General features: G+C 69.3%; 23 protein-coding genes and 1 pseudogene. 20 read left to right on the top strand and 4 right to left on the bottom strand.

The genetic code is table 11. The features are described 5' to 3' along the window. The first annotated feature begins 114 nt into the window (after positions 1-114). From ACFY3N_RS03595 to ACFY3N_RS03560, 8 genes are all read left to right on the top strand, one after another. The gene (locus tag ACFY3N_RS03595; RefSeq protein ID WP_390814964.1) at positions 115-675 is read left to right on the top strand and encodes a DUF1707 and DUF4190 domain-containing protein; all 561 of its coding nucleotides are present in this window, start codon (positions 115-117) and stop codon (positions 673-675) included. Positions 676-953: 278 nt separating this feature from the next. Beyond that, a complete protein-coding gene (gene rpsL, locus ACFY3N_RS03590) occupies positions 954-1,325 on the top strand; it encodes a 30S ribosomal protein S12 (protein WP_003948652.1) in 372 nt (123 codons plus the stop codon). 2 nt (positions 1,326-1,327) lie between these two features. Beyond that, positions 1,328-1,798, top strand: a complete 471-nt coding sequence (gene rpsG / locus ACFY3N_RS03585; protein WP_003992340.1) for a 30S ribosomal protein S7 — start codon at positions 1,328-1,330, stop codon at positions 1,796-1,798. Between the two features lie 39 nt (positions 1,799-1,837). After that, positions 1,838-3,964, top strand: coding sequence for an elongation factor G (gene fusA / locus ACFY3N_RS03580; RefSeq protein WP_390814963.1), 2,127 nt, complete (start codon positions 1,838-1,840; stop codon positions 3,962-3,964). A 169-nt stretch (positions 3,965-4,133) separates the two neighbouring features. Further along, entirely contained in the window at positions 4,134-5,327 is a 1,194-nt protein-coding gene (tuf, locus tag ACFY3N_RS03575) for an elongation factor Tu (RefSeq protein ID WP_361348290.1), read from the top strand. Positions 5,328-5,506: 179 nt separating this feature from the next. After that, positions 5,507-6,406, top strand: a complete 900-nt coding sequence (locus ACFY3N_RS03570; protein ID WP_390814962.1) for a hypothetical protein — start codon at positions 5,507-5,509, stop codon at positions 6,404-6,406. Then, on the top strand, positions 6,406-6,642 hold the full coding sequence (locus ACFY3N_RS03565; protein WP_390814961.1) for a hypothetical protein: 237 nt from the start codon (positions 6,406-6,408) through the stop codon (positions 6,640-6,642). The genes ACFY3N_RS03570 and ACFY3N_RS03565 overlap by 1 nt, the downstream gene beginning before the upstream one ends. Positions 6,643-6,983: 341 nt before the next feature. Continuing rightward, positions 6,984-8,156, top strand: a complete 1,173-nt coding sequence (locus tag ACFY3N_RS03560; RefSeq protein WP_390814960.1) for an endo-1,4-beta-xylanase — start codon at positions 6,984-6,986, stop codon at positions 8,154-8,156. 222 nt (positions 8,157-8,378) lie between these two features. On the opposite strand, the gene ACFY3N_RS03555 is transcribed toward ACFY3N_RS03560, so the two are convergent. Next, on the bottom strand, positions 8,379-9,200 hold the full coding sequence (locus ACFY3N_RS03555; RefSeq protein WP_390814959.1) for an SAM-dependent methyltransferase: 822 nt from the start codon (positions 9,198-9,200) through the stop codon (positions 8,379-8,381). A 446-nt stretch (positions 9,201-9,646) separates the two neighbouring features. On the opposite strand from ACFY3N_RS03555, the gene gdhA reads away from it, so the two are divergent. After that, on the top strand, positions 9,647-11,005 hold the full coding sequence (gene gdhA / locus ACFY3N_RS03550) for an NADP-specific glutamate dehydrogenase (RefSeq protein WP_390814958.1): 1,359 nt from the start codon (positions 9,647-9,649) through the stop codon (positions 11,003-11,005). A 239-nt stretch (positions 11,006-11,244) separates the two neighbouring features. Here the strand turns inward: gdhA and ACFY3N_RS03545 are convergent, their stop codons facing one another. Next, a complete protein-coding gene (locus ACFY3N_RS03545; protein ID WP_390814957.1) occupies positions 11,245-12,105 on the bottom strand; it encodes a helix-turn-helix transcriptional regulator in 861 nt (286 codons plus the stop codon). 86 nt (positions 12,106-12,191) lie between these two features. Here ACFY3N_RS03545 and ACFY3N_RS03540 point away from each other — a divergent pair, with 86 nt between their 5' ends. Together ACFY3N_RS03540 and ACFY3N_RS03535 are read left to right on the top strand one after the other, a co-directional pair. Next, a complete protein-coding gene (locus ACFY3N_RS03540; protein ID WP_390814956.1) occupies positions 12,192-12,965 on the top strand; it encodes an SDR family oxidoreductase in 774 nt (257 codons plus the stop codon). A gap of 56 nt (positions 12,966-13,021) precedes the next feature. Next, the gene (locus ACFY3N_RS03535; protein WP_390814955.1) at positions 13,022-13,231 is read left to right on the top strand and encodes a 4-oxalocrotonate tautomerase family protein; all 210 of its coding nucleotides are present in this window, start codon (positions 13,022-13,024) and stop codon (positions 13,229-13,231) included. Between the two features lie 37 nt (positions 13,232-13,268). On the opposite strand, the gene ACFY3N_RS03530 is transcribed toward ACFY3N_RS03535, so the two are convergent. Next, positions 13,269-14,036: a YqjF family protein gene (locus ACFY3N_RS03530; RefSeq protein WP_390814954.1), complete on the bottom strand. Its 768-nt coding sequence runs from the start codon at positions 14,034-14,036 to the stop codon at positions 13,269-13,271. Positions 14,037-14,157: 121 nt separating this feature from the next. Here ACFY3N_RS03530 and ACFY3N_RS03525 point away from each other — a divergent pair, with 121 nt between their 5' ends. The 7 genes from ACFY3N_RS03525 (at position 14,158) to ACFY3N_RS03495 (ending at position 21,726) form a co-directional block, all read left to right on the top strand. Continuing rightward, entirely contained in the window at positions 14,158-14,490 is a 333-nt protein-coding gene (locus ACFY3N_RS03525; protein WP_390814953.1) for a cupin domain-containing protein, read from the top strand. A 125-nt stretch (positions 14,491-14,615) separates the two neighbouring features. Then, positions 14,616-15,263 carry a hypothetical protein gene (locus tag ACFY3N_RS03520; RefSeq protein WP_390814952.1) on the top strand — a complete coding sequence of 216 codons (648 nt, stop codon included), beginning with the start codon at positions 14,616-14,618 and terminating at the stop codon, positions 15,261-15,263. 5 nt (positions 15,264-15,268) lie between these two features. Beyond that, on the top strand, positions 15,269-15,736 hold the full coding sequence (locus tag ACFY3N_RS03515) for a hypothetical protein (protein ID WP_390814951.1): 468 nt from the start codon (positions 15,269-15,271) through the stop codon (positions 15,734-15,736). A gap of 96 nt (positions 15,737-15,832) precedes the next feature. Beyond that, the gene (locus ACFY3N_RS03510) at positions 15,833-20,452 is read left to right on the top strand and encodes an RHS repeat-associated core domain-containing protein (protein ID WP_390814950.1); all 4,620 of its coding nucleotides are present in this window, start codon (positions 15,833-15,835) and stop codon (positions 20,450-20,452) included. Continuing rightward, the gene (locus ACFY3N_RS03505; RefSeq protein WP_390814949.1) at positions 20,449-20,772 is read left to right on the top strand and encodes a hypothetical protein; all 324 of its coding nucleotides are present in this window, start codon (positions 20,449-20,451) and stop codon (positions 20,770-20,772) included. Before ACFY3N_RS03510 ends, ACFY3N_RS03505 begins: the two co-directional genes overlap by 4 nt. A 144-nt stretch (positions 20,773-20,916) precedes the next feature. Then, positions 20,917-21,483, top strand: a complete 567-nt coding sequence (locus tag ACFY3N_RS03500; RefSeq protein WP_390814948.1) for a hypothetical protein — start codon at positions 20,917-20,919, stop codon at positions 21,481-21,483. Positions 21,484-21,492: 9 nt separating this feature from the next. Further along, the gene (locus tag ACFY3N_RS03495; RefSeq protein ID WP_390814947.1) at positions 21,493-21,726 is read left to right on the top strand and encodes a hypothetical protein; all 234 of its coding nucleotides are present in this window, start codon (positions 21,493-21,495) and stop codon (positions 21,724-21,726) included. Positions 21,727-21,773: 47 nt separating this feature from the next. On the opposite strand, the pseudogene ACFY3N_RS03490 reads toward ACFY3N_RS03495, so the two are convergent. Beyond that, positions 21,774-22,235, bottom strand: a pseudogene (locus tag ACFY3N_RS03490) (ATP-binding protein). A gap of 145 nt (positions 22,236-22,380) precedes the next feature. On the opposite strand from ACFY3N_RS03490, the gene ACFY3N_RS03485 reads away from it, so the two are divergent. Further along, positions 22,381-23,226: a Scr1 family TA system antitoxin-like transcriptional regulator gene (locus ACFY3N_RS03485; protein WP_390814946.1), complete on the top strand. Its 846-nt coding sequence runs from the start codon at positions 22,381-22,383 to the stop codon at positions 23,224-23,226. After that, positions 23,223-23,423, top strand: a complete 201-nt coding sequence (locus ACFY3N_RS03480) for a DUF397 domain-containing protein (protein WP_390814945.1) — start codon at positions 23,223-23,225, stop codon at positions 23,421-23,423. The genes ACFY3N_RS03485 and ACFY3N_RS03480 overlap by 4 nt, the downstream gene beginning before the upstream one ends. Positions 23,424-23,867: the final 444 nt, after the last annotated feature.

Genomic DNA, 23,867 nt, shown 5'->3' with positions numbered 1-23,867 from the left:
GGCGGTCACTCCGTACGGGGTGGCCGCCCCTCGGCGTTGTGCGCCGAACCCGTGCCGGAACGTCTCCCGGAGCGCATCATGGAGGGACCCGGTGCGACGGGAAGGTGGTGCCCGGTGTCGTATGCGCCGTATCCGCAGGGGCAGCCCTGGCAGCAGGGGCAGGGCGTGCCGCAGCCGTGGGGCGGACAGCCGTGGGACGGCCGGGCCGTCCCGCCGATGCTCGCCTCGCACGCCGACCGGGAGCGAGCCGTGGACGTCCTCAGAGCCGGGTACGGGGAGGGGCGGCTGGAGAAGCCCGAGTTCGACCGGAGGGTCGCGCGGGCGTACGCGGCCCGTACGGTGGGGGAGCTGGCGCTGCTGGTGGCCGACCTGCCGCAGGGACCCGTACCGCATGCCGCGCACGCCGTGCCGGCGGTGTTCCTGCCGGCGCCCCGGGCGTGGGTGAACGGCAAGGCGGTCGCCTCCGCCGTCTGCGGCGGGCTCTGCCTGCTCACCTTCGGGTTCACCGGCATCCCGGCGGTGATCCTGGGACACGCGGCGCGGGCCGAGATCAGACGCACGGGGGAGGAGGGCGACGGGCTGGCGCTGACCGGTCTGGCGCTCGGCTGGCTGGCGAACGGGGCGTGGGCGGTCCTGATGGTCCTGTCGTTCGCGCTCGCGCTGGCCTCCGGTTGACAACCGGGGAGGGGCGTGTTCCGCGCGGCGGCGCGGGCCGGGCCCATTTGTTTTGACCGCAGCGAATGCGGTAGGTACGCTCAGACCTTGTGCCTGGGGTGTGCCCTGGCCTTCGTGCGTGCCATCACACCGCACCGGGGGCTGCGAAACGGCCACCGCAATCCACACGTTCTTTCTGCCTTGCGGCGGAAGTCCGCGGGATTCGACACACCCGACCGCGTGGGTCGGTGACGTTCCAGGTTAGCTTCACCATTCGGCACACAGAAACCGGAGAAGTAGTGCCTACGATCCAGCAGCTGGTCCGCAAGGGCCGGCAGGACAAGGTCGAGAAGAACAAGACGCCCGCACTCGAGGGTTCCCCCCAGCGTCGCGGCGTCTGCACGCGTGTGTTCACGACCACCCCGAAGAAGCCGAACTCGGCCCTGCGTAAGGTCGCGCGTGTGCGTCTGACCAGCGGCATCGAGGTCACCGCTTACATTCCGGGTGAGGGACACAACCTGCAGGAGCACTCCATCGTGCTCGTGCGCGGCGGCCGTGTGAAGGACCTGCCGGGTGTTCGCTACAAGATCATCCGCGGTTCCCTCGACACCCAGGGTGTCAAGAACCGCAAGCAGGCTCGCAGCCGTTACGGCGCCAAGAAGGAGAAGTAAGAATGCCTCGTAAGGGCCCCGCCCCGAAGCGCCCGGTCATCATCGACCCGGTCTACGGTTCTCCTCTGGTGACCTCCCTGATCAACAAGGTGCTGCTGAACGGCAAGCGCTCCACCGCCGAGCGCATCGTCTACGGCGCCATGGAGGGTCTGCGTGAGAAGACGGGCAACGACCCGATCATCACGCTGAAGCGCGCGCTGGAGAACATCAAGCCGACCCTCGAGGTCAAGTCCCGCCGTGTCGGTGGTGCGACGTACCAGGTTCCGATCGAGGTCAAGCCCGGTCGTGCCAACACGCTCGCGCTGCGCTGGCTGGTCGGTTACTCCCGCGCCCGTCGCGAGAAGACCATGACCGAGCGTCTGCTCAACGAGCTTCTCGACGCCTCCAACGGCCTCGGCGCCGCTGTGAAGAAGCGCGAGGACACGCACAAGATGGCCGAGTCCAACAAGGCCTTCGCGCACTACCGCTGGTAGTCGCTACCCACATCGAGACCGAGAGAAGACTGAAGCCTCATGGCTACCACTTCACTTGACCTGGCCAGGGTCCGCAACATCGGGATCATGGCCCACATCGACGCGGGCAAGACGACCACCACCGAGCGGATTCTGTTCTACACCGGTGTGTCGTACAAGATCGGTGAGGTCCACGACGGCGCCGCCACCATGGACTGGATGGAGCAGGAGCAGGAGCGTGGCATCACGATCACGTCCGCTGCCACCACCTGCCACTGGCCGCTCGAGGACAACGACTACACGATCAACATCATCGACACCCCGGGGCACGTCGACTTCACCGTCGAGGTGGAGCGTTCCCTGCGTGTGCTCGACGGTGCCGTGACCGTGTTCGACGGTGTCGCCGGTGTCGAGCCGCAGTCCGAGACGGTGTGGCGTCAGGCCGACCGTTACGGCGTTCCGCGCATCTGCTTCGTCAACAAGCTGGACCGTACCGGCGCCGAGTTCCACCGCTGCGTGGAGATGATCTCGGACCGTCTGGGCGCCCAGCCGCTCGTCATGCAGCTCCCGATCGGTGCCGAGGCCGACTTCAAGGGCGTCGTGGACCTGGTCCGCATGAAGGCGCTCGTGTGGTCCGCCGAGGCCGCCAAGGGCGAGATGTACGACGTCGTCGACATCCCGGCCACGCACACCGAGGCCGCCGAGGAGTGGCGCGGCAAGCTGGTCGAGGCCGTCGCCGAGAACGACGAAGAGATCATGGAGCTGTTCCTGGAGGGCCAGGAGCCCACCGAGGAGCAGCTGTACGCCGCGATCCGTCGCATCACCATCGCCTCCGGCAAGTCCAGCGACACCACGGTCACCCCGGTGTTCTGCGGCACCGCGTTCAAGAACAAGGGCGTCCAGCCCCTGCTCGACGCGGTCGTGCGCTACCTGCCGACCCCGCTCGACGTCGAGGCCATCGAGGGTCACGACCCGAAGGACGCCGAGACCGTCGTCAAGCGCAAGCCGTCCGAGGACGAGCCGCTGGCCGCGCTCGCGTTCAAGATCATGAGCGACCCGCACCTCGGCAAGCTCACCTTCGTCCGGGTCTACTCGGGCCGCCTGGAGTCCGGCACCGCCGTGCTGAACTCCGTCAAGGGCAAGAAGGAGCGCATCGGCAAGATCTACCGCATGCACGCCAACAAGCGTGAGGAGATCGAGTCGGTGGGCGCCGGCGACATCGTCGCCGTCATGGGCCTGAAGCAGACCACCACCGGTGAGACGCTGTCCGACGACAAGAACCCGGTCATCCTGGAGTCCATGGACTTCCCGGCGCCGGTCATCCAGGTCGCCATCGAGCCCAAGTCGAAGGGCGACCAGGAGAAGCTGGGCGTCGCGATCCAGCGCCTGGCCGAGGAGGACCCGTCCTTCCAGGTCCACTCGGACGAGGAGACGGGCCAGACCATCATCGGTGGTATGGGCGAGCTGCACCTCGAGGTGCTGGTCGACCGCATGCGCCGTGAGTTCAAGGTCGAGGCCAACGTCGGCAAGCCCCAGGTCGCCTACCGCGAGACGATCCGCAAGGCCGTCGAGCGCGTGGACTACACCCACAAGAAGCAGACCGGTGGTACCGGTCAGTTCGCCAAGGTGCAGATCGCGATCGAGCCGATCGAGGGCGGCGACGCCTCGTACGAGTTCGTGAACAAGGTCACCGGTGGCCGCATCCCGAAGGAGTACATCCCTTCGGTGGACGCCGGTGCGCAGGAGGCCATGCAGTTCGGCATCCTGGCCGGCTACGAGATGACGGGCGTCCGCGTCACGCTCATCGACGGTGGCTACCACGAGGTCGACTCCTCCGAGCTCGCGTTCAAGATCGCCGGTTCGCAGGCCTTCAAGGAGGCCGCGCGCAAGGCTTCGCCCGTGCTCCTGGAGCCGATGATGGCCGTCGAGGTCACCACGCCCGAGGACTACATGGGTGAGGTCATCGGCGACATCAACTCCCGCCGTGGCCAGATCCAGGCCATGGAGGAGCGGGCCGGTGCCCGCGTCGTGAAGGGTCTCGTGCCCCTCTCGGAGATGTTCGGCTACGTCGGCGACCTGCGCAGCAAGACGTCCGGCCGTGCCAGCTACTCCATGCAGTTCGACTCCTACGCCGAGGTTCCGCGGAACGTCGCCGAGGAGATCATCGCGAAGGCCAAGGGCGAGTAACGGACTCCGTTTAACGGAACCCCGTGCACACGCTTTAGGCTTGACCCCGGAGCCTGCAGGGGACATTCCGCCGTCACCCCGGCGGAATGTCCCGGGCCCGGGTTTCCCAGCAAAGATCACCTGGCGCCGATGAGTAAGGCGTACAGAACCACTCCACAGGAGGACCCCAGTGGCGAAGGCGAAGTTCGAGCGGACTAAGCCGCACGTCAACATCGGCACCATCGGTCACATCGACCACGGTAAGACGACCCTCACGGCCGCCATTACCAAGGTGCTGCACGACGCGTACCCGGACCTGAACGAGGCCTCGGCCTTCGACCAGATCGACAAGGCTCCCGAAGAGCGCCAGCGCGGTATCACCATCTCCATCGCGCACGTCGAGTACCAGACCGAGACGCGTCACTACGCCCACGTCGACTGCCCCGGTCACGCGGACTACATCAAGAACATGATCACGGGTGCGGCGCAGATGGACGGCGCCATCCTCGTGGTCGCCGCCACCGACGGCCCGATGCCGCAGACCAAGGAGCACGTGCTCCTGGCCCGCCAGGTCGGCGTTCCGTACATCGTCGTCGCCCTGAACAAGGCCGACATGGTGGACGACGAGGAGATCCTGGAGCTCGTCGAGCTCGAGGTCCGTGAGCTGCTCTCCGAGTACGAGTTCCCGGGCGACGACCTGCCGGTCGTCAAGGTCTCCGCGCTCAAGGCCCTCGAGGGCGACAAGGAGTGGGGTCAGACCGTCCTCGACCTGATGAAGGCCGTCGACGAGAACATCCCGCAGCCCGAGCGTGACGTCGACAAGCCGTTCCTGATGCCGATCGAGGACGTCTTCACGATCACCGGTCGTGGCACCGTCGTCACCGGTCGTATCGAGCGTGGTGTCCTCAAGGTCAACGAGACCGTCGACATCGTGGGCATCAAGCCGGAGAAGACCACCACCACGGTCACCGGCATCGAGATGTTCCGCAAGCTGCTCGACGAGGGCCAGGCCGGTGAGAACGTCGGTCTGCTGCTCCGCGGCATCAAGCGCGAGGACGTCGAGCGCGGCCAGGTCATCATCAAGCCCGGTTCGGTCACCCCGCACACCGAGTTCGAGGCCCAGGCCTACATCCTGTCGAAGGACGAGGGTGGCCGTCACACCCCCTTCTTCAACAACTACCGCCCGCAGTTCTACTTCCGTACGACGGACGTGACCGGCGTCGTGACCCTCCCCGAGGGCACCGAGATGGTCATGCCGGGTGACAACACCGAGATGAAGGTGGAGCTCATCCAGCCCGTCGCCATGGAGGAGGGCCTGAAGTTCGCCATCCGTGAGGGTGGCCGGACCGTGGGCGCCGGCCAGGTCACCAAGATCAACAAGTGAGCTTGCTGATCTGACCTGGTAGCTCCTGCCGCGAGCACCTGAGAGGGCCCGTACGACTTCGGTCGTGCGGGCCCTTTCGCCGTGCGGGCGTCAACTCCGCCGCCGTATCGGTCACTCGATCGCGGGAACGGTGGTGCATGTGTGCATGGCACATGCCGTTCCGCCCGTAGCTTCGCCTCATGGTCAGCTCATCCCATGAGGCCCTGCACCGGATCTTCCAGCAGGAACCGGGCCTCTTCGCACGCGTCGCCAGGAACCTCGGCGTCGCCTTCCCCCCACCCGTGTCCGCCTCCGAACTCTCCACCGACCTCACGGAGACCCGGCCGCTGGAACGGCGGGTGGACACGTTGCTGCGCATGGACACCGAGGACGGCAGTTTCGTCCTGGCCGTCGAGTCGCAGAGCAAGCCGAGCCGGCACAAGCCGGCCAGCTGGGCCTACTACCTCTCCCACGTGTACGCCAAGTACTGCGTTCCGCCGGTACTCCTCGTCGTGTGCCCGGACCGGAAGACGGCTGCCTGGGCGGCCCAGCAGTTCGACATCGGCCCACGCCAGTGGCCCTCGCTCACGCTGCGGCCATTGGTCCTGGGGCCCGACGACCTGCCGGTGATCCACAGTCCCGACGAAGCGGCTCGTGACATCCCGCTCACGATCCTGTCGGCGGCACTTCACCGCTGCGAGCCGGAAGCCGATGCCATACTGAACGCGCTGGCAAAGGCGCTGAAAAGCCTGTCGGCCGACGACGAGAACACCGCAGGCACCTTCATCGAACTCATGGAACAAGGCCTCGGCACGACGCGGGCCGCGGATCTCTGGAGGCATCTCATGGCCGTCGACCTCTCGTTCTTCCAGTCGCAGACCGCCCAGCAGCTTCGGGCCGAGGGCCGGGCCGAGGGTGAGGCGAAGGCCCTTCTGCGTCTGCTGGATCACCGGGGCGTCGAGGTCGGCGAAGAGGACCGGGAGCGGATCGTCGGCTGTGGTGACCCTGACGTACTGGACCTGTGGTTCACGAGGGCCCTCACCGCGACGTCGACGGCGGAGGTCTTCGCGCCGGCCGGGGGAGCCGGAACCGCGGACTGATGGACCTGTCGTGGTTCCAGTCGGAGACCGCTCAGAAGCTCCGCGCGGAGGGGCAGGCGAAGGCCCTGCTGACCCTGCTCGGTCATCGGAGTGTCGAGGTTTCCGAGGAGGACCGGGAGCGCATCGTCGGTTGTGGTGACCCCGGTGTGCTGGATCTCTGGTTCTCCAAGGCCCTTACCGCCACGTCGATGGCGGAGGTGTTCGCGTCGGCGGGGGAGACCGAGGCCGCGGACTGACGGACCCGTCCTGGTTCCCGTCGTAGACGGCTCGGCCGATCCGGCCGGTGACACCGCTGCCCTGCCCGGTGTCGAATCCCGGCACAGGAAGCGGTACCGGACTCCGCCCGGCGCGGTGGTCCGTGCCGCGTACCGATCCGTTCGAACAGTTCGCCGTTCAGAGCGCGTTCGGTTCATCCGCGCCTCGTCCCGGTCCGTACCGGGGCGAGGCGCGTCGGCGTGCGGACCTTCGCACGGGTATTGACGCGCCGTTCGGCCAGACCTTAACGTCCGCCCATCCCTTATGTTTCGGATCCAGTTTCGAAACATTCGAGAACGACGATGGGAATGAGACTCCCCGCATGAGATCCATTCGTTTCGCCACCGTGGCCCTCGCCACCACCGCCCTGGCCCTGCCGCTCATGACGGGCACGGCCACCGCCGGCCCGGCGGGCGGCGAGAAGGCCGCGCCGCACTCCCACGCCGCGCCCGACCGGCTGCGCTCGGCCGCTCCCGAGGGCTTCGTCGTGGGGACCGCCGTGGCAGGCGGCGGCCACCACCTGGAGCAGGACTACCCGGACCCGTTCACCTACGACAGGGAGTACCGGAAGATCCTGGGGCGCCAGTTCAGCTCGGTCTCCCCCGAGAACCAGATGAAGTGGGACCACATCCACCCCGAGCGGGACCGCTACGACTTCGCGCAGGCCGACGCCATCGTCGAGTTCGCCAAGCGCAACAAGCAGGTCGTACGCGGCCACACCCTGCTGTGGCACAGCCAGAACCCGGCGTGGCTGGAGGAGGGCGACTTCTCGAAGGAGGAACTGCGCGCCATCCTGCGCGAGCACGTCACCACCGTCGTCGGCCGCTACGCTGGCCGGATCCAGCAGTGGGACGTCGCCAACGAGATCTTCGACGACCAGGGCAACCTGCGCACCCAAGACAACATCTGGATCCGCGAGCTGGGCCCCGGCATCGTCGCGGACGTCTTCCGGTGGGTCCACGCGATCGACCCGAAGGCGAAGCTGTTCTTCAACGACTACAACGTCGAGAGCGTCAACGCGAAGAGCGACGCCTACTACGCCCTCGTCCAGGACCTGCTCGAACAGGGCGTCCCGGTGCACGGCTTCTCCGTCCAGGGCCACCTGAGCACGCGGTACGGCTTCCCCAGTGACCTGGAGGACAACCTGAGCCGGTTCGACGCGCTCGGCCTGGAGACCGCCGTCACCGAGCTGGACGTCCGCATGGACGTCCCGGAGGGCGGCGCGCCCACCGAGGCGCAGGAGCGGAAGCAGGCCGACTACTACCGGCGGACCCTGGAGGCGTGCCTGGCCGTCGACGGCTGCAACTCGTTCACCATCTGGGGCTTCACCGACAAGTACTCGTGGGTGCCGGTGTTCTTCGAGGGCGAGGGCTTCGCGAACGTCATGACCGCCGACTTCGCCCGCAAGCCCGCCTTCTACGCGCTGCGGGACACGCTGAGGGAGGCGGCCCGGGAGGAGGACTGCAAGGAGGACCGCAAGCACCGGAAGGGCTGAGTACGCCCGGCGGGGCCGCCCCGGGCGGGACGCCGTTGGCGCATCCCGTCACCGTTCGGTGAGGGGAGCGTCTCTCCCGGCCCGACGCCGCTTGCGCGGTGTTTCGCTGGGAGGAACGCTCCCCTCATGGTGCCGGGACGGGTGCCCGGCGGCCGTCCGACGGATCCGCCAACGGCATCCGGTCGGGGGCGGCCCCGCCGGCCCGCTCCGCGAGGCGAGGGCTCATACCTTGCGGGCCACCGCCACGTACGCCCCGCTGTGGACGCCCTCCTGCCCGGGGACCGGCTCACCGAGCTCCGGGTGCCACTCCTCGGCCGCCACGATGCCGGGGGTGACGATCTCCAGGCCCTCGAAGAAGCGGGCGAACCGGTCCCGGCTGCGCATGTCCATGGTGAGCCCGCCCGCCCGGTAGAGGTCGATCACCTTCCGCGAGGCCTCTTCCGGGTGGAAGTCGGGGGTGAGGTGGGACATGACCAGGTAACTGCCCGGCGCCAGCGCCTCCTTGAGCCGCTCCACCAGCTCGTACGCCCCGTCCTCGTCGCCGATGAAGTGCAGCAGCGCGATCAGGGAGAGCGCGACCGGCCGCTCGAAGTCCAGCGTCCCGCGGGCCCGCTCGACGATCGCGGCGGTGTCACGGGCGTCCGCCTGCACGTAGTCGACGGCCCCCTCGGAGGTGCCCCGCAGCAGCGCCTCGGCGTGGACCAGGACGATCGGGTCGTTGTCGCAGTACACGACCCGTGCGTCGGCGGCGATCCCCTGAGCCACCTGGTGCAGGTTCGGCTCCGTCGGGATACCGGTCCCAATGTCGAGGAACTGGCGCACCCCCTGGCCGGCCACCCAGCGGGTGGCACGGTGCATGAACGCCCGGTTCATCCGCGCCATGACCGGGATGGGCGGCGCGAACCCCACGAGCTGCCTGCCCAGCTCCTCGTCCACCGGGTAGTTGTCCTTGCCGCCGAGGAACCAGTCGTACATCCGCGCGGGATGCGGCTTGCTGGTGTCGATCCGTACGGGAGCGGCCATGCCGGAGTTCTGCTGATCCACGTCGATTCCCCTTGCCACGCGCGGCAGTTGACCTTATTCAGTCGTGATCGCCACGATAACCGCGCCCCGGCCGGCGCGATGCGCCGGGCGCCCGTTGTCCCGGGCTCCCCTTCAGCGGGGAGGAGGGCGGGGCGGTGCGGGCGGCTTCCTCGTCGTCGGCGCGGGCTGTCGCGATGACGCCCCGCCCGCGTCCGCGGCTCCGGAAACGGCACGCGCCCCGCGCCTTCGCCTGACGGGCGGCAGCTCCCCGGACCCCGTACGTCCTGCTCACACAGCGGATGATCCGACCTGCCTCTTGGTATCGCGTTAACACAGGGGTAACACTGGGAGGGTCGGCCGACCCGTCGTATACGACCGGGGCGGCCGCCGTCCTGCGCGCGGCAACGGCGCCGAGCGCCCATCACCGGCTATACGTATCGGTGTCAGCCGCGCCAGAAAGGGACCCCGTGACCTCACGACCCGACCCCAAGGCCTCGCTCGACCTGCTCCGTGCCGAGATCGAGCGCCGCAACCCGGCGGAGCCCGAGTTCCACCAGGCCGCGCGCGAGGTGCTGGACACCCTCGCCCCGGTGCTCGCGGCGCGCCCCGAGTACGCCGAGCCGGGGCTCGTCGCGCGGCTGGTCGAGCCGGAGCGGCAGATCATGTTCCGGGTGCCGTGGCAGGACGACCGGGGCCGGGTCCACGTCAACCGGGGCTTCCGGGTCGAATACAACAGCGCCCTCGGCCCCTACAAGGGCGGCCTGCGCTTCCACCCCTCGGTGAACCTCGGCATCATCAAGTTCCTCGGCTTCGAGCAGATCTTCAAGAACGCCCTGACCGGCCTCGGCATCGGCGGCGGCAAGGGCGGCAGCGACTTCGACCCGCAGGGCCGCAGCGACGCCGAGGTCATGCGCTTCTGCCAGTCCTTCATGACCGAGCTGTACCGGCACATCGGTGAGTACACCGACATCCCGGCCGGCGACATCGGCGTCGGCGCCCGAGAGATCGGCTACCTGTTCGGCCAGTACCGGCGGATCACCAACCGCTGGGAGGGCGGCGTGCTCACCGGCAAGAGCGCCGGCTGGGGCGGCTCGCTGATCCGCCCGGAGGCGACCGGATACGGCAACGTGCTCTTCGCGGAGGCCATGCTGCGCGCCCGCGGCGAGGACCTCGAGGGGCAGACCGCGGTCGTCTCCGGCTCCGGCAACGTCGCGATCTACACCATCCAGAAGCTGACCGCCCTCGGCGCCAACCCGGTCACCTGCTCCGACTCCGGCGGCTACGTCGTCGACGAGAAGGGCATCGACCTGGAGCTGCTGCGCCGGATCAAGGAGGTCGAGCGCGGCCGGGTGAGCGACTACGCGGAGCGCCGGGGCGCCTCCGCGCGGTTCGTGCCGGGCGGGCGGGTCTGGGAGGTCCCCGCCGACGTCGCCCTGCCGTCGGCGACCCAGAACGAGCTGAACGCCGTCGACGCCGACGCACTCATCCGCAACGGCGTGAAGGCGGTCTCCGAGGGCGCGAACATGCCGACCACGCCGGAGGCCGTGCAGCTGTTCCAGCGGGCCGGCGTCGCCTTCGGCCCCGGCAAGGCGGCCAACGCGGGCGGGGTCGCGGTGAGCGCGCTGGAGATGACGCAGAACGCGTCGCGCACGTCGTGGAAGGCCGGCCAGGTCGAGGACGAGCTGGCCCGCATCATGACCGACATCCACACCACCTGCGCCGAGACCGCCGAGCGCTACGGCGCCCCCGGCGACTACGTGACCGGCGCGAACATCGCCGGCTTCGAGCGGGTGGCGGACGCGATGCTCGCGCAGGGCGTCATCTGACACACGGGTGGGCCCGCCGCCGGCCCCGTGCGGGGCGCGGGCGGCGGGTACCGGGACGAGCGGCGGGACGGTCGAAGCAGCCGCTTCCGCCGCCGGCCCGGGCCCTGTGGGCCGGCGCCGTCCCGCGGCCGTGCGCCACCGCACCGGCGCCCGGCGGCCGGCCGACCGGGGACCGTCCGGTCTCCGACGGTGGGGCGCGCGGGGAAGGGCGCGCGTGGAGGGACGCACGGGGAAGGGCGTCAGCCCGACGGCTCGACGACCTCCTGTGTCCCGACCACCGACAGCAGATCCAGCAGCCCCGCGCTGTCCGTCCCGACGGCCGGGGTGAACCAGAGCAGCCGCTGACGCCCGTCCTCGCTGAACAGGTGCAGACAGTTGACCTCGATCAGACCCAGCGTGGGGTGGACGAGCCGCTTCCGGTCGTCCCGCCGGAAGGCCACGTCGTGGTCGGCCCACAGCGCGGCGAACTCCGGTGAGACGTCGAGCAGCGTCCGTATCATCGCCCCGGCCTGCGGGTCCTTCGCGTCCCTGCGGGCGACGGCGGCCCGCAGGTCCGCGACGAAGGAGCGGGAGTGCCTCTCGTGGTCGGCCTCGGGGTACAGGTCCCGGGCCGCGGGCTCGGTGAACCACCGGTGGACGAAGCTGGCCCGGGGGCCCCGGAAACGGGACTGGTCCCCGAGCAGCGCCACCGCGAGCGGATTCTGCACGAGGGTGACGTGCAGGTCGGTGATCACCTGCGCCGGCGTCGAGGCCAGGCGGCCGAGCAGGTCCAGCATGCCGGGGTGGACGTGCGAGGCGGCCCCGCCCTGCACCGGCACCGGGCGGTCCGCCAGGCGGTACAGGTAGTCGCGCTCGTCGGCGCTCAGCCGCAGCGCCCTCGCCAGCGCGGCGATCATCTGCTCGGACGGCTGGGATCCGGCCCCGCGCTCCAGCTCGTTGTAGTAGTCCACCGACGCTCCGGCGAGCTGGGCCACCTCCTCGCGGCGCAGCCCGGGCACCCGACGCCTGGGCCCGGCCGGCAGACCGACGTCGGCCGGCCGGATGCGTTCCCGCCGCGAACGCAGGAACGTCCCCAGCTCGGCGTACTTCGCAGCGCTCATGACGCCCATTGTGCGTCCGGCCGGGCCGCCGACCCAGGGGATGACATCCCCTGGCTGCGCCGGCCGCCGCCGCGCAGGGTGGAGGCATGACCACGAACCAGCACCGCAGTCAGGACACTTCCGCACCGGCAGCCGTACGCGTCGCCGTCGTCACCGGCGGATCGCGTGGCATCGGCCGGGCGGTCTCGCGCAAGCTCGCCGAGGACGGCCTGGCCGTCGTCGTGAACTACACCCGTGACGAGGCCTCCGCCGAGGAGACGGTGGCGGCGATCACCGAGGCCGGCGGACGGGCGGTCGCCGTACGGGCGGACGTGGCGGAGGAGAAGGAGGTCGCCGCGCTGTTCGACCGGGCGGAGGAGGAGTTCGGCGGCGTCGACGTGGTCGTGAACTCGGCCGGGCGGATGGTCCTGTCGCCCATCGCCGACCTGGACCTGGCGGCACTCGACGCCATGCACCGCACCAACATCCGGGGCACCTTCGTGGTCGCCCAGCAGGCGGCCCGGCGGCTGCGCGCGGGTGGCTCGTTCGTGGCGTTCTCGACCTCCGTGGTCGGCACGCAGTTCCCGGCGTACGGGGCGTACGCGGCGAGCAAGGGCGCCGTGGAGGCGATGACGCTCATCCTGGCGCGCGAGCTGCGCGGACGGGACGTCACGGTGAACACCGTGGCCCCCGGCCCGACGGCCACGGACATGTTCCTCACGGGCAAGACCCCCGATCAGGTCGACCGGCTGGCCAAGACGCCGCCGCTGGAGCGACTGGGCACGCCCGACGACATCGCCGCCGTGGTCGCCTTCCTCGGCAGCCCCGCGGGGCACTGGGTGAACGGCCAGGTCCTGCGCGCCAACGGCGGCATGGTCTGACGACGGCGCGACCGCACGACAACGAACCCATCACCACCCCCTGTCAGGAGACACCCATGCCTTTCGCCCAGTTCAAGGTCCCCGCGGGCACCCTCACCGCCGAGGACAAGAGGAAGCTCGTCGAGCGCACCACCGACCTCTACGCGGAGATCTACGGGGAACGGGCCCGCCCCACCACCGTCGTCCTCGTCGACGAGGTCCCCGACGGCGGCTGGGGCGTCGCCGGCAACGTCCTCACGGCCGCGATGCTGAACGGCGCCGCCTGACCGCCCCCGAGGCCGCGGACTCAGGTCCGGCACGCCGTCACGGCGTGGGGATGCCGGCCGGCCGGGCCGGGCGTCCGAAGCGGGCGGGGACGCCCGGTGAGTACAGCACGCTCACCGGCTCCCCGGCCGGCCTCGGCAGCCCGGCCGCGGTGACCAGGTCCTCCTCGCACTCCAGCAGCTCGGCCCGGTGCAGCGGCCAGCGCGGATGGGCGTTGGGCAGGTACATCGACCGCCCGAAGAAGACGCCGTGCATGCCCCAGCGGGCGGTGAGGAAGTGCTCCAGCTCGGTCGGCTCCTCGATCGGCTCGCCCCTGCGCACGGTGATGCGTCCGCCGGCGCCCCGCGGCCCGGGCCAGCGCCGGCTGCCGGTGTACGTCACCGTGTCGCTGCCAAGGTGCTCCACGCGCATCCGGGACCAGAGGTACGGCATCCGGAACCCGAGGCGGGCGACCACCACCGGGATCAGCCGGGAGGCGTCCAGGGAGAGGAAGACGACCCCGCGCCGCCCGTGTGCGTCCACCGAGTACAGGCGGACGTTGGTCTCCGGGAAGTTCCCGAGGTACGGGACGCCCGGCAGGCGCAGCCACCCCACCCGGTGCATCCGGAAGGCGACGAGACCGACGTACGTGACACCGTCCAGGGTGTCGGGCACGATGCCCGGCGGCAGCAGGGGGGCCACGTCGGCCGGGTCCACCGCCCAGTGCAGGAACGTCAGGTCCAGCCACGACTGGGTGAGCAGCGGACGCGCGATCGCCTCCGGCGGCTCGGGCGTGATGGGCTGGGAGAACGGCGGTGTCGGCGGCACCGCGCCAGTATCGCCGAGGGCACGGACCATCCGCACGGCGCCACGGGTGGACGCGGCGGACACCACGACGTACCCCATACGGCCCTGGCGACCGCGAGACCCCTCGGGAAAGCTCGGTGCCATGCAGAAGCTCTCCCTCGACGCCCTCACCCGCGAACACCTGGAACGCGCCGCCGCCACCGCCAGCGGCCGCAGCGCCACCACCGTCCACGGCGGCCACGGGCACGCCCTGCGCCAGACCCTCCTCGCACTGACCGCCGGCACCGCCCTCGCCGACCACGAGAGCCCCGGCGAGGCCACCCTGCTGGTCCTGCGCGGACGCGTCCGCCTCACCAGCGGCGGCACCGAGTGGGAGGGCCGCACGGGCGACCTGATCGACATCCCGCCCGCCCGCCACGGTCTGGAGGCCCTGGAGGACGCGGCGGTCCTGCTCACGGTCGCCACGACGGGCTGACGGGGGCCGCCCGGCCGAACGGGACGGTGTCGCCCAGTGGCACGATGTCGGAACAGACGATCGAGCGATCGAGTCGTCGAGTCGTCGAGTCATCGAGTCATCGAGCGAAGGGGGACGCCGGCGTCATGGCCCGTTACATGGAGGCGCTGACCGTCGAACGGGGCGGTTTCCGGATCAAGGTGCCGGAGTCGTGGTGGGAGTTCGACGTGCGGCCGGAGTCGCGGGACGACTCGATCCACCGGATGGTGAACGAACGCCTGCGTGCACACCCGGAGTTGGCCCCGCACCGGGACACGTACGTCTCCTTCCTGCGGAAGGCCGCCGCGGACGCCTGGAAGTCGGGCGCGCTGTACTGCGGCTGCATGGCGGAGAGCTTCGGCGGTGACACCCCGATCACCGGCTCGGTGACGGTGTCCCTGGTCGGCGGCCGGACGGGCAAGGGCGACCCACTCCCCACCGATCCGGCCGCTATCGCCGCCCAGCTCGCCGTGAAGGAGGCGAGGAAGGCGGGCGACTCCTGGCGCAAGGTCACCACCGTCGACCTCCCCGGCGTCGGCCCGGCCGCGCGGACGTACGGCATCGAGGACATCCCGGTCCCCGGTGACGAACTGAACCGGACCGTCCGCGCGGTGCTCATGCAGACCTTCGTCCCGGTGCCCGGCCAGGAGGGCAAGGTCGCCCTGGTCGCCGGCAGCAGCCAGGTCCTGGACCTCGCGGACTCCTTCTTCGACATCTTCGACGCGATCACGTCGACGTTCAGGTTCGCGGACTGAGGGCCGTGGCGGCCGGGTGGGACTGGGAGACCGGCGAGGGGTTGCTGGGTCTCGACGACCCCGCGGACTGGGACGCCGCGTTCGAGCGGGGTGAGAACCGTCTCGGTACGGCGGCGATCGGGCTGGCCTTCAACTGTCCGCTGGAGGAGGCGTCGCCCCGGATCGTCAGGGCGACGCGGTTGCCGGACGTCGCTCAGCGGGGGTTCGCGTTCACGGCGGTGGGCACCGCGGCCCGGCTCAACGGGGCGTTGACGCCGGAGCTGTACGCCGTGCTGCGGGCGGAAGGGCTCGTGGGCACCGCTGAGGACGCCGTCAGGGACACGCTGACCTTCGTACCGTTCCGGGATCTGCCGCCCTGGTTCAAGCGGCGGTCGGTGTACCTGACGGTGCGGGACACACTGGAGGGCTGGTGGCTGCGGGCCGAGGACACGGCGGGGGACGCCTGGTGGGCCCTGCGACGGCGACGGTCCTGAGGCAGAGCAGGCCGGGCTGCCCGGCGAACTGCTCCACCTTGTAAGTTCACATGTGCATACGGGTGTTGACGATGTACGGGTGACGGGGGGCGCGGGATGGTGGGTCATCGGCCGAGTGATTGGCATGTCCTTGACCTGGACAAGGACCCGACCCCCGGCGACCCGCAGCGGGTGCGCACCCTCGCCAGGGTCCTGCACGGCTTCGCCGACGACGTCTCCGAGGCGCTGCGCCTGGTGAAGGGGATGGCCGGTGAGGGGGCGCTGGCGGAGTGGGCGGGCAAGTCGGCCGAGGTGTTCAAGGAGGAGTTCTCCGGGGTTCCGAAGAACCTGCGGAAGCTGGAGAAGTCGTACGCGCTGTGCGGGGACGCGCTCGCGGACTACTGGCCGAAGCTGGAGCGCGCCCAGGCCCTCGCGGACAGGGCGCTGGCGAAGGCGCGCGAGGCGCGGGCCGACCTCACCTCGGCGCAGTCGAGGCTGGCCTCGGCGGAGTCGTGGGTCGGGCGGGCGACGAAGGAGGCGGACAAGTACAAGGACGACCCCACCGGGTCGAAGTCGGACGCGGACCAGCCGGACGAGGCGAAGGTGCGGGCCGCGACCCGGGACGTGCGGAGCGCCAGGTCCGCCCAGGACAAGGCCCAGTCGGACGTGAGCGAGGCGCAGGGCGCGCTGGCCGCGGCGAAGAAGATGGCCGCCGACGCGCGCACGATGCGTGAGGAGGCCGCGCGGGACGCCAGGTCGAAGATCGACGAGGCCTCCGACGCCGGCATCCGGAACCGCTCCTGGTGGGAGGAGATCGGCGACTGGTTCACCGACAACTGGGACACCATCGTCGCCGCCTGCAAGATCGTCGTCGCGGTCGTCGGCATCGTCGCCCTGATCATCGGCGGGCCCATCCTCGGCGCGATCGTCCTCATCGCCGCACTCGTCGTCCTCGCCGACACCCTCTACAAATACTCCAAAGGCCAGGCGTCCCTGTGGGACGTGGGACTGGCCGCGCTGGACTGCATCCCCGGCATGAAGGGACTCACCACCCTCGGCGGACTCGCCAAAGGCCTCAAGGCCCTCGGCAAGACCGGCCTTAAGGGTATGGCCGCCGGGGTCAAAGGGCTCGGTCCGCGTCTCAAGGGCCTGGGCCGGCAGATGAAGAACCTCTTCACCTGTGGTGACCCCATCGACATGGCCACCGGCCAGATGGTGATGTCGATCGACGACTTCTCCTTGCCGGGTGTGCTCCCCCTGGTGGTCGGACGCAGCCACCGAACCGGTGTCAGAGCCGGACGCTGGTTCGGCCCCGGCTGGACGACCGGTTTCGATCAGCGTCTGCTGCTCGACGACGACGGCATCCGCTTCGTCAGTGCCGACGGGACCGTGCTCCATTACGCGGTCCCGGAGCCGGGTGAGCCCATGAGACCGCTGGTAGGACCCGACTGGTCGCTCAGCTGGAGCGGTGCGCCGGACGCCGGGATGACAGTCTCCCAGCCCGAGACCGGCGTGACACTGCACTTCCGGCGTACGCCCGGTGGCCGTGCGGCGGAGCTCCCGCTCGTCGCTGTGAAGGATCGCAACGGGAACACCATGGAGTTGCTCCGCGACGTGGACGGCGCGCCGTGCGAGCTGGTCCATCACGGTGGATACCGCCTCGGCGTCACCACCGCGTCGGGGCGGGTGACGGGCCTTTCCCTGCTCAGTGCTCCCGGCCGGCCGCAGCTCCTGTCGTACGAGTACGACGGTCGTGGACGCCTCGTCGGAGTGATCGACTCCTCGGGCGCCGCGCAGCGGTACAGCTACGACGACCAGGACCGGATCACCGGCTGGCAGAGCCGGAACGGGTACTGGTACCACTACGCCTACGACCTCGCCGGCCGCTGCGTACGAACGACCGGTGAGGGCGGCGTGCTCGCGTACACCTACGCGTACGACGAGGACACGCGTACCAGCGTGGCGACGGACTCGCTCGGCCACTCGGTCACGTACGCATTCAACGAGGACTACCTGCCTCTCCGGGAGACCGACCCGTTGGGGCATGTGGTCACCCGGAACTGGGACGAAGACGGGCGTCTTGTCGCGCTCGTCGACCCACTCGGCCGCACCACCGGCTTCAGCCACGACGCCCGCGGCAACGTCACACACCTCACCCGCCCCGACGGCGGCGTAGTGCGCAGGGAGTACGACGAACACGACCGTGTGACGAAGGTGGTGCAACCGGACGGCAGCACATGGGAGTCGGCCTACGACGACCGCGGCAATCGTGTCGCGATCGTCGATCCACTGGGCGCGACCACGTCCTTCACGTTCGGTTCCAACGGAGCGCTCACCGGCATCACCGACGCCCTGGGCGTCCGTCAGCGAACCCTCGTCAACAATGACGCGGGCCTTGTCGTCGGACAGACGGACCCGCTGGGTGCCACCAGCACGTTCACACGGGACGCGTGGGGCCGCATCACCGAACTCACCGACACATTCGGGCAGACCACACGGGTCGGCTGGACCCTGGAAGGACGCATCTCCTGGCGTCACCTCCCCAACGGGACGTCGGAGCACTGGTCCTACGACCCCGAGGGAAACCCGCTGGAGTACCGTTCCTCGGACGGCCGTCGCACGAGCTACGCGAACACTCACTTCGACCTCTGCACGCTGAGGGAGAGCGAGGACGGGAGTCTCGAGCGCTACGAGTACGACACCGAACTGAGGCTGCGGCGTGTCACCAACGCTGTCGGCCAGAACTGGACCTACGGGTACGACGGCGCCGGCAGGCTCATCTCGGAGACCGACTACAACGGCCGTACGCTCACCTACCGTTACGATGCCGCGGGACAACTGGTCGAGCGGACCAACGGGGCCGGCGAGACCACCCGCTTCCGTCACGACGTGCTCGGCAACGTCGTCGCCATGGAGACGGACGACAGCACCACGACCTACGAGTACGACCTGCTCGGCCGGCTGGCCCGGGCCCGCAGCGGGGACGTCGAACTCACCCGGGAGCACGACGCCGCCGGCCGGCTGCTCGCCGAGTCCTGGAATGGCCGGGAAGTGCGGTCCGAGTACGACATCGCCGGACGCCGTACCGGCCGCAGGACCCCCAGCGGCGCCACGACCAGATGGACGTACGATCTCCAGCGGCGCTCGGTGCTGCAGGGCATCGGCGGCCACGAGGTCGCTTTCCGCTATGACGTCGTCGGCCGCGAGATCGAGCGGGTCCTCGGCGAGTCCACGCGCGTGACCCATGAGTGGGACGTGGACCGGCTGCGCACGACCCAGAGAGTGGTGACCAGCGGCGGGGAGACCAGCAAGCGCGTCTTCCAGCACCGGGCGGACGGTCTGATGACGTCGGTGACGGACGCCGCCCATGGCGAACGGGTCTTCGAGTTCGACCGTGCGGGGCGGGTGACGGCCGCGCGGGGCGGGGCCGGACGCGACGAGGACTATCAGTACGACGCCCTGGGCAACCTGACCGCGTTCAGTACCTCGGCACCGCTGGGTGACGAGGAGAACGGGCCCGGTGACCGGACGTACTCGGGCACCGTCATCGAACGGGCCGGCCGCACGTTCTACCGGCACGACGGGCAGGGACGGGTCGTCCGTCGGGTGACCAAGCTGCTCTCCGGTGGCAGACGTGAGTGGCGCTACGCCTGGAACGCCGAGGACCAGCTGACGGACGTGATGACTCCGGACGGTCGCCATTGGCACTACGTCTACGACCCCGTCGGCCGCCGGATCGCGAAGCAGATGCTGGCCGGGGACGGTGCGACGGTCCTGGAACAGGTGTCCTTCTTCTGGGACGGGGACGGCCTGGCGGAGCAGACGGACGGGGCGGTCAGCCTGTCATGGGACTGGACCGACGGGCAGGTCCCGATCAGCCAGCGGGTACGGGGGACCGGTCCAATCGGGCCGGACACCCCGCAGGACCGGATCGACGAGCGCTTCTACGCGATCGTCACCGACCTTCTGGGCACTCCCACGGAACTGGTGGACGCTGAGGGGGACGTGGTCTGGACGCAGTCGACCACACTGTGGGGCGTGCGCGTCGCAGCGTCCGGCGGCAGCGGCATCGAGTGCCCGCTGAGGTTCCCGGGTCAGTACTTCGACGTGGAAACCGGGCTGCACTACAACCATCACCGCTATTACGAGCCCGGCACGGCACGCTATCTGAGCCCGGACCCCCTCGGCCGTACGCCGGCGCCGAACCACTACGCTTACGTCAAGAATCCGCTGCAGTGGAAGGATCCACTCGGGCTGAAAGCCCCCTGCACGGTAGATCTGTACCATGGCACCTTCGGAAGCGCCGCCGACAATATCATCGCCAACGGGATCAATCCCAATATCTCCCCCCGGGAGATGGATTTCGGATTCGGTGGGTTCTATGTGACGAACGACCCGCGGCAGGCTCTGGACTGGGCGCATCGGCTGGCGAGAAAGAACAATGATGTTCCGGCTGTGCTGCACTTCCGAGTGCCCAAGAGTGAGCTGGACAAGCTGAACAGTAAAATTTTCGATGGTCCGAGTGATGAACTTTCCGAATTCATCAGGCGCCACCGACTGGACCGCACCGGTGCCGACATGCACGGCTACGAGATGGTCGAAGGGCCGATGCTCCGAAATGTGATTCCCTTCAAGAAGGGGGCGGACGGCGTTTTCAACGGACACCAGATAGCGATCTACTCCGATCGCGCTGCCCAATTGTTCGACAATTCCCTACTGCGGAGACTGGGTCCATGACGAGGACGGAAGAGTTCCTTACGGAACTTGACGAAGGAATGCTTCACTATTTTCGGGAAATTGCCGACGAGTTGGTCGGACGATTCGGCATGTCCCGGGCCGAGGCTGTTGCGCGTATCAATGCGGCATACGAAGGAGCCGATATCGAGCCTTATCCGGACCTCATGTGCCATGAAGAGCCGGATTACTGGGCGTACGGCCTCTACTTCCTGCCCAAGGACGGGAGGACCCCGCACCGTGGATCTGTCGAGGACCTCACGCAGTGGGAAACGCGGCCGGCCCCTCCAAAGGGCTCACACGTCTGGACGCTCACCGGGTGAACGCTTCAGGTTGAACTTCGGTCTCCGTGAGGGGTCTGCCGACGTGTTCGACGCGAACATTCTCAGAAAGGCACACGAACTGCTCCGACCGTGCACCAGCGCACCAGCAGGGTTGTCGGGACCGAGATCAGGAGAGCGACGCACATGCCGGACGACACGGTGGAAGCGAAGGCGCTGACGGAACGGGCGGACTCTCTCATCGCCGGCCGCGGATACGTGGGACGGGAGTGCGCCGAGGACGTCGCGGCGGAGATCCCCGAGGTGCGTTCCCGGGTTCTCGGCTGGTTGCGGACGGTGGCGGAGGCGGGGGACTGGCGCCGGTTCGAACGGCTTGCGGGTGTGGCGGTCCACCTGCGTCCCGACGGCCTCGCCCCGCTGCTGGCTTCGGTGCTCGTCTCACGCCCTTCGGGGGTGAACACCGAGGACCTGGTCGACATGCTCGGTGAGTTGCGGGCCCCGGAGGGGGTGGAGCCGATCTCCTCACTCGTCCGGGAGGGGAAGGACACGGACGGGCCCTTCCTCTCCTTCTGCGTCAAGGGCATCCAGGCGCTGGGGGAGATCGGTGGTGCCGAAGCCGAGCGGTTCCTGCGGAGCGTCGCCGTGAGCGAGCCGGGCACCTGGCCGGATCCCCTGCGTTGGCACGCGGCGGAAGAACTGGGCATCGAGGACGAGCTCGGATTCGATGAGGACGACGTGCTCGGCGGGGCATAGGCACCATGGGTGTGGCGCGTCAGGGCGCTGCACCGGCGGACCTGGGGCGGCTCCTTCCTCACCTCGCTCTGTGACGGCGGTACCACAGGCATGGACCTGACCACGCACGCCGTACGACAGCAGCTGGGCACCGGCGACCTGAGCATCGTCTCCGAGCGGGATCTGTACGCGGCCCGGGCGAGGGCCGAGGTCCGCATCTGGACGCTGGAGGCCACGACGGGGACGTGGGCCGAGCTGCCCTGAACCCGGCCCGTACGTCCGTTTCATCATGCGCCGAGCCGCGTCACCGGTCACCGGGGCGGGACGCCGGGCCGGGAACCGGCGGACCCGGTCCCCACCTCGGCCCAGACGGTCTTGAGCGGGGGCGGGCCGGGGACGACTCCCCAACGGTCGGCGAGGGCGTCCACGAGCAGCAGGCCGCGGCCGGATTCGGCGTCGGTGGCAGAGTGCTGGGGGCACGGCAGCCGGTCACCGCGCGTGTCGGTGACCTCGATGCGGAGGGTGTCGCCGACGACGTACAGCAGCAGCCGGAAGTCACGGCCGGGGACGCGGCCGTGGGTGACGGCGTTGGCCGCCAGCTCCGCGACGATGAGTTCCGCCGGGTGCGACGGCAGTCCTCACGTGCGCAGTTGCTCGGTGACGAGCAGCCGGGCGAGACGGGCGCCGCGAGGTGTGGAGGACAGCTGGAGGCTGAAGTTACGGACGGGGACGGCAGCAAGTCGGGGCGCGAGGTCACTGATTTCCTGGTTCACGTCACTCAGCGTGGCGGAACCCGCTTCCGTGGATGAGTGACAACGCCTGCACGTACCGTCACTGTCCCGGCTTTTGTCTCGGCTGTCTCGGCTGTCCCGGGCGTTGTCACGAGTACGAGTACGCGTACGCGCCGGAGGAGGAGCCGTGGACGAGGGTGTCGACGAGGCGGGCTGGGACGTCGAGCCGGGCGACGAGATCGAGCCGGTGGTGCAGGCGGTGGGCCGCCTGCTCAAGGTCTGCCGGGAGGCCGCCGGGATGAGCGTGTCCGAGCTGGCAGACGCCCTCAGGTACGGCGAGGACATGATCCGCAAGATCGAACGCGGGGCCCGCATCCCCCGGCCGGAGTGCCTGGACAGGGCGGACCAGATCCTGAAGGCGCAGGGGCATCTGAGGGCCTTCATGGAGGACATGCGCAAGGCGCGGTACCCGAAGAAGGTGCGGCAACTGGCCGAGCTGGAGGAACGCTCGGTGGAGATGCTGCTGTACAGCAACCACAACATCCATGGGCTGTTGCAGACGGAGGAGTACGCACGAGCGCTACTTCGCACCTGGCGTCCGGCCTACTCGCCGGACGAGCTGGAACGCATGACGGCCGCTCGCATGGCCCGGAAGTCCGTCTTCGGGCGCTCACCCGCGCCGGAGTTCAGCTTCGTCCTGGAAGAGGTGACGCTGCGCCGTCCGATCGGGGACACAATGGTGCTGCGCCGACAGCTCGAACACATGCTGGACGTGGCGAAGTTGCCGTTCGTGGAGCTTCAGGTGATGCCGACCGCCCGCCCGAATCACCCTGGAACCGGCGGCCGGATCCAAGTGCTGAAGTTCGCGGACGGTACGGGCATGGGGCGTACCGACGGTGACTTCGGAGGCCGCCCGGTTTCGCACCCCCGGCAGCTCCGCGTCCTCGATCTGCGCTATGGCATCATCCGGGCTCAGGCGCTCACGCCAGAGGAGTCTCTGGTCTTCATCGAGCAAACGCTGGGAGAGCTATGAGCACGCTAGAACTCCACTGGTTCAAGAGCAGCTACAGCGACAGCAGCAACGGCAACGACTGCGTCGAAATCGCCCCCACCCCCACCACCATCCACGTCCGCGACTCCAAGAACGCCTCCGGCCCGCGACTCGCGCTCACGCCGGGGGCGTGGACCGCGTTCGTCGCGCCGTTCGGCTCGGCGCGTACACCCGACTGATCACGACGGCGCAAGCTCCACGCCCTCCGTGACCCCATGTTTCCCGTAAGGGGCGGTTTGCTCCGTCATGCCGTGCTGAGTGCTGCGACTCGGTGAGATCGACCGGCAGGGGATGATCTCTGGCGCTCAGGGGATTCGCGGGGTGCCCGGCAACGCGTCCCAGAGCGGCGAACCGCGATTTCGGCGTTCCCGCGTTTGATCCCCGCCACCTTCCGGGTAATCTCTTCCGCCCGATTGGCCAGCACCCCGTCCCCTGTGGCAGACTGTCCGAGTTGCTCGGTCGAGTGTTGATGCTGCGCGCCTCCCGCCGGGAGGACTGGAAGCGAGTCCCACAGTACTCGTCGTCCCTGATCAGGGGCGGACGTACGGGAATCTTCCGGGAAGCGTGGGCGCGGCGCCGGCCAGGCGCCCGGTGGGCCTTTCGCCCCCGGTCCGCGGTTCTGG

The organism is Streptomyces sp. NPDC000348, assembly GCF_042898795.1.
Lineage (GTDB): Bacteria > Actinomycetota > Actinomycetes > Streptomycetales > Streptomycetaceae > Streptomyces.
The sequence above is the reverse complement of the archived record's forward strand: the minus strand, read 5'-3'. Positions and strand labels throughout refer to the sequence as shown.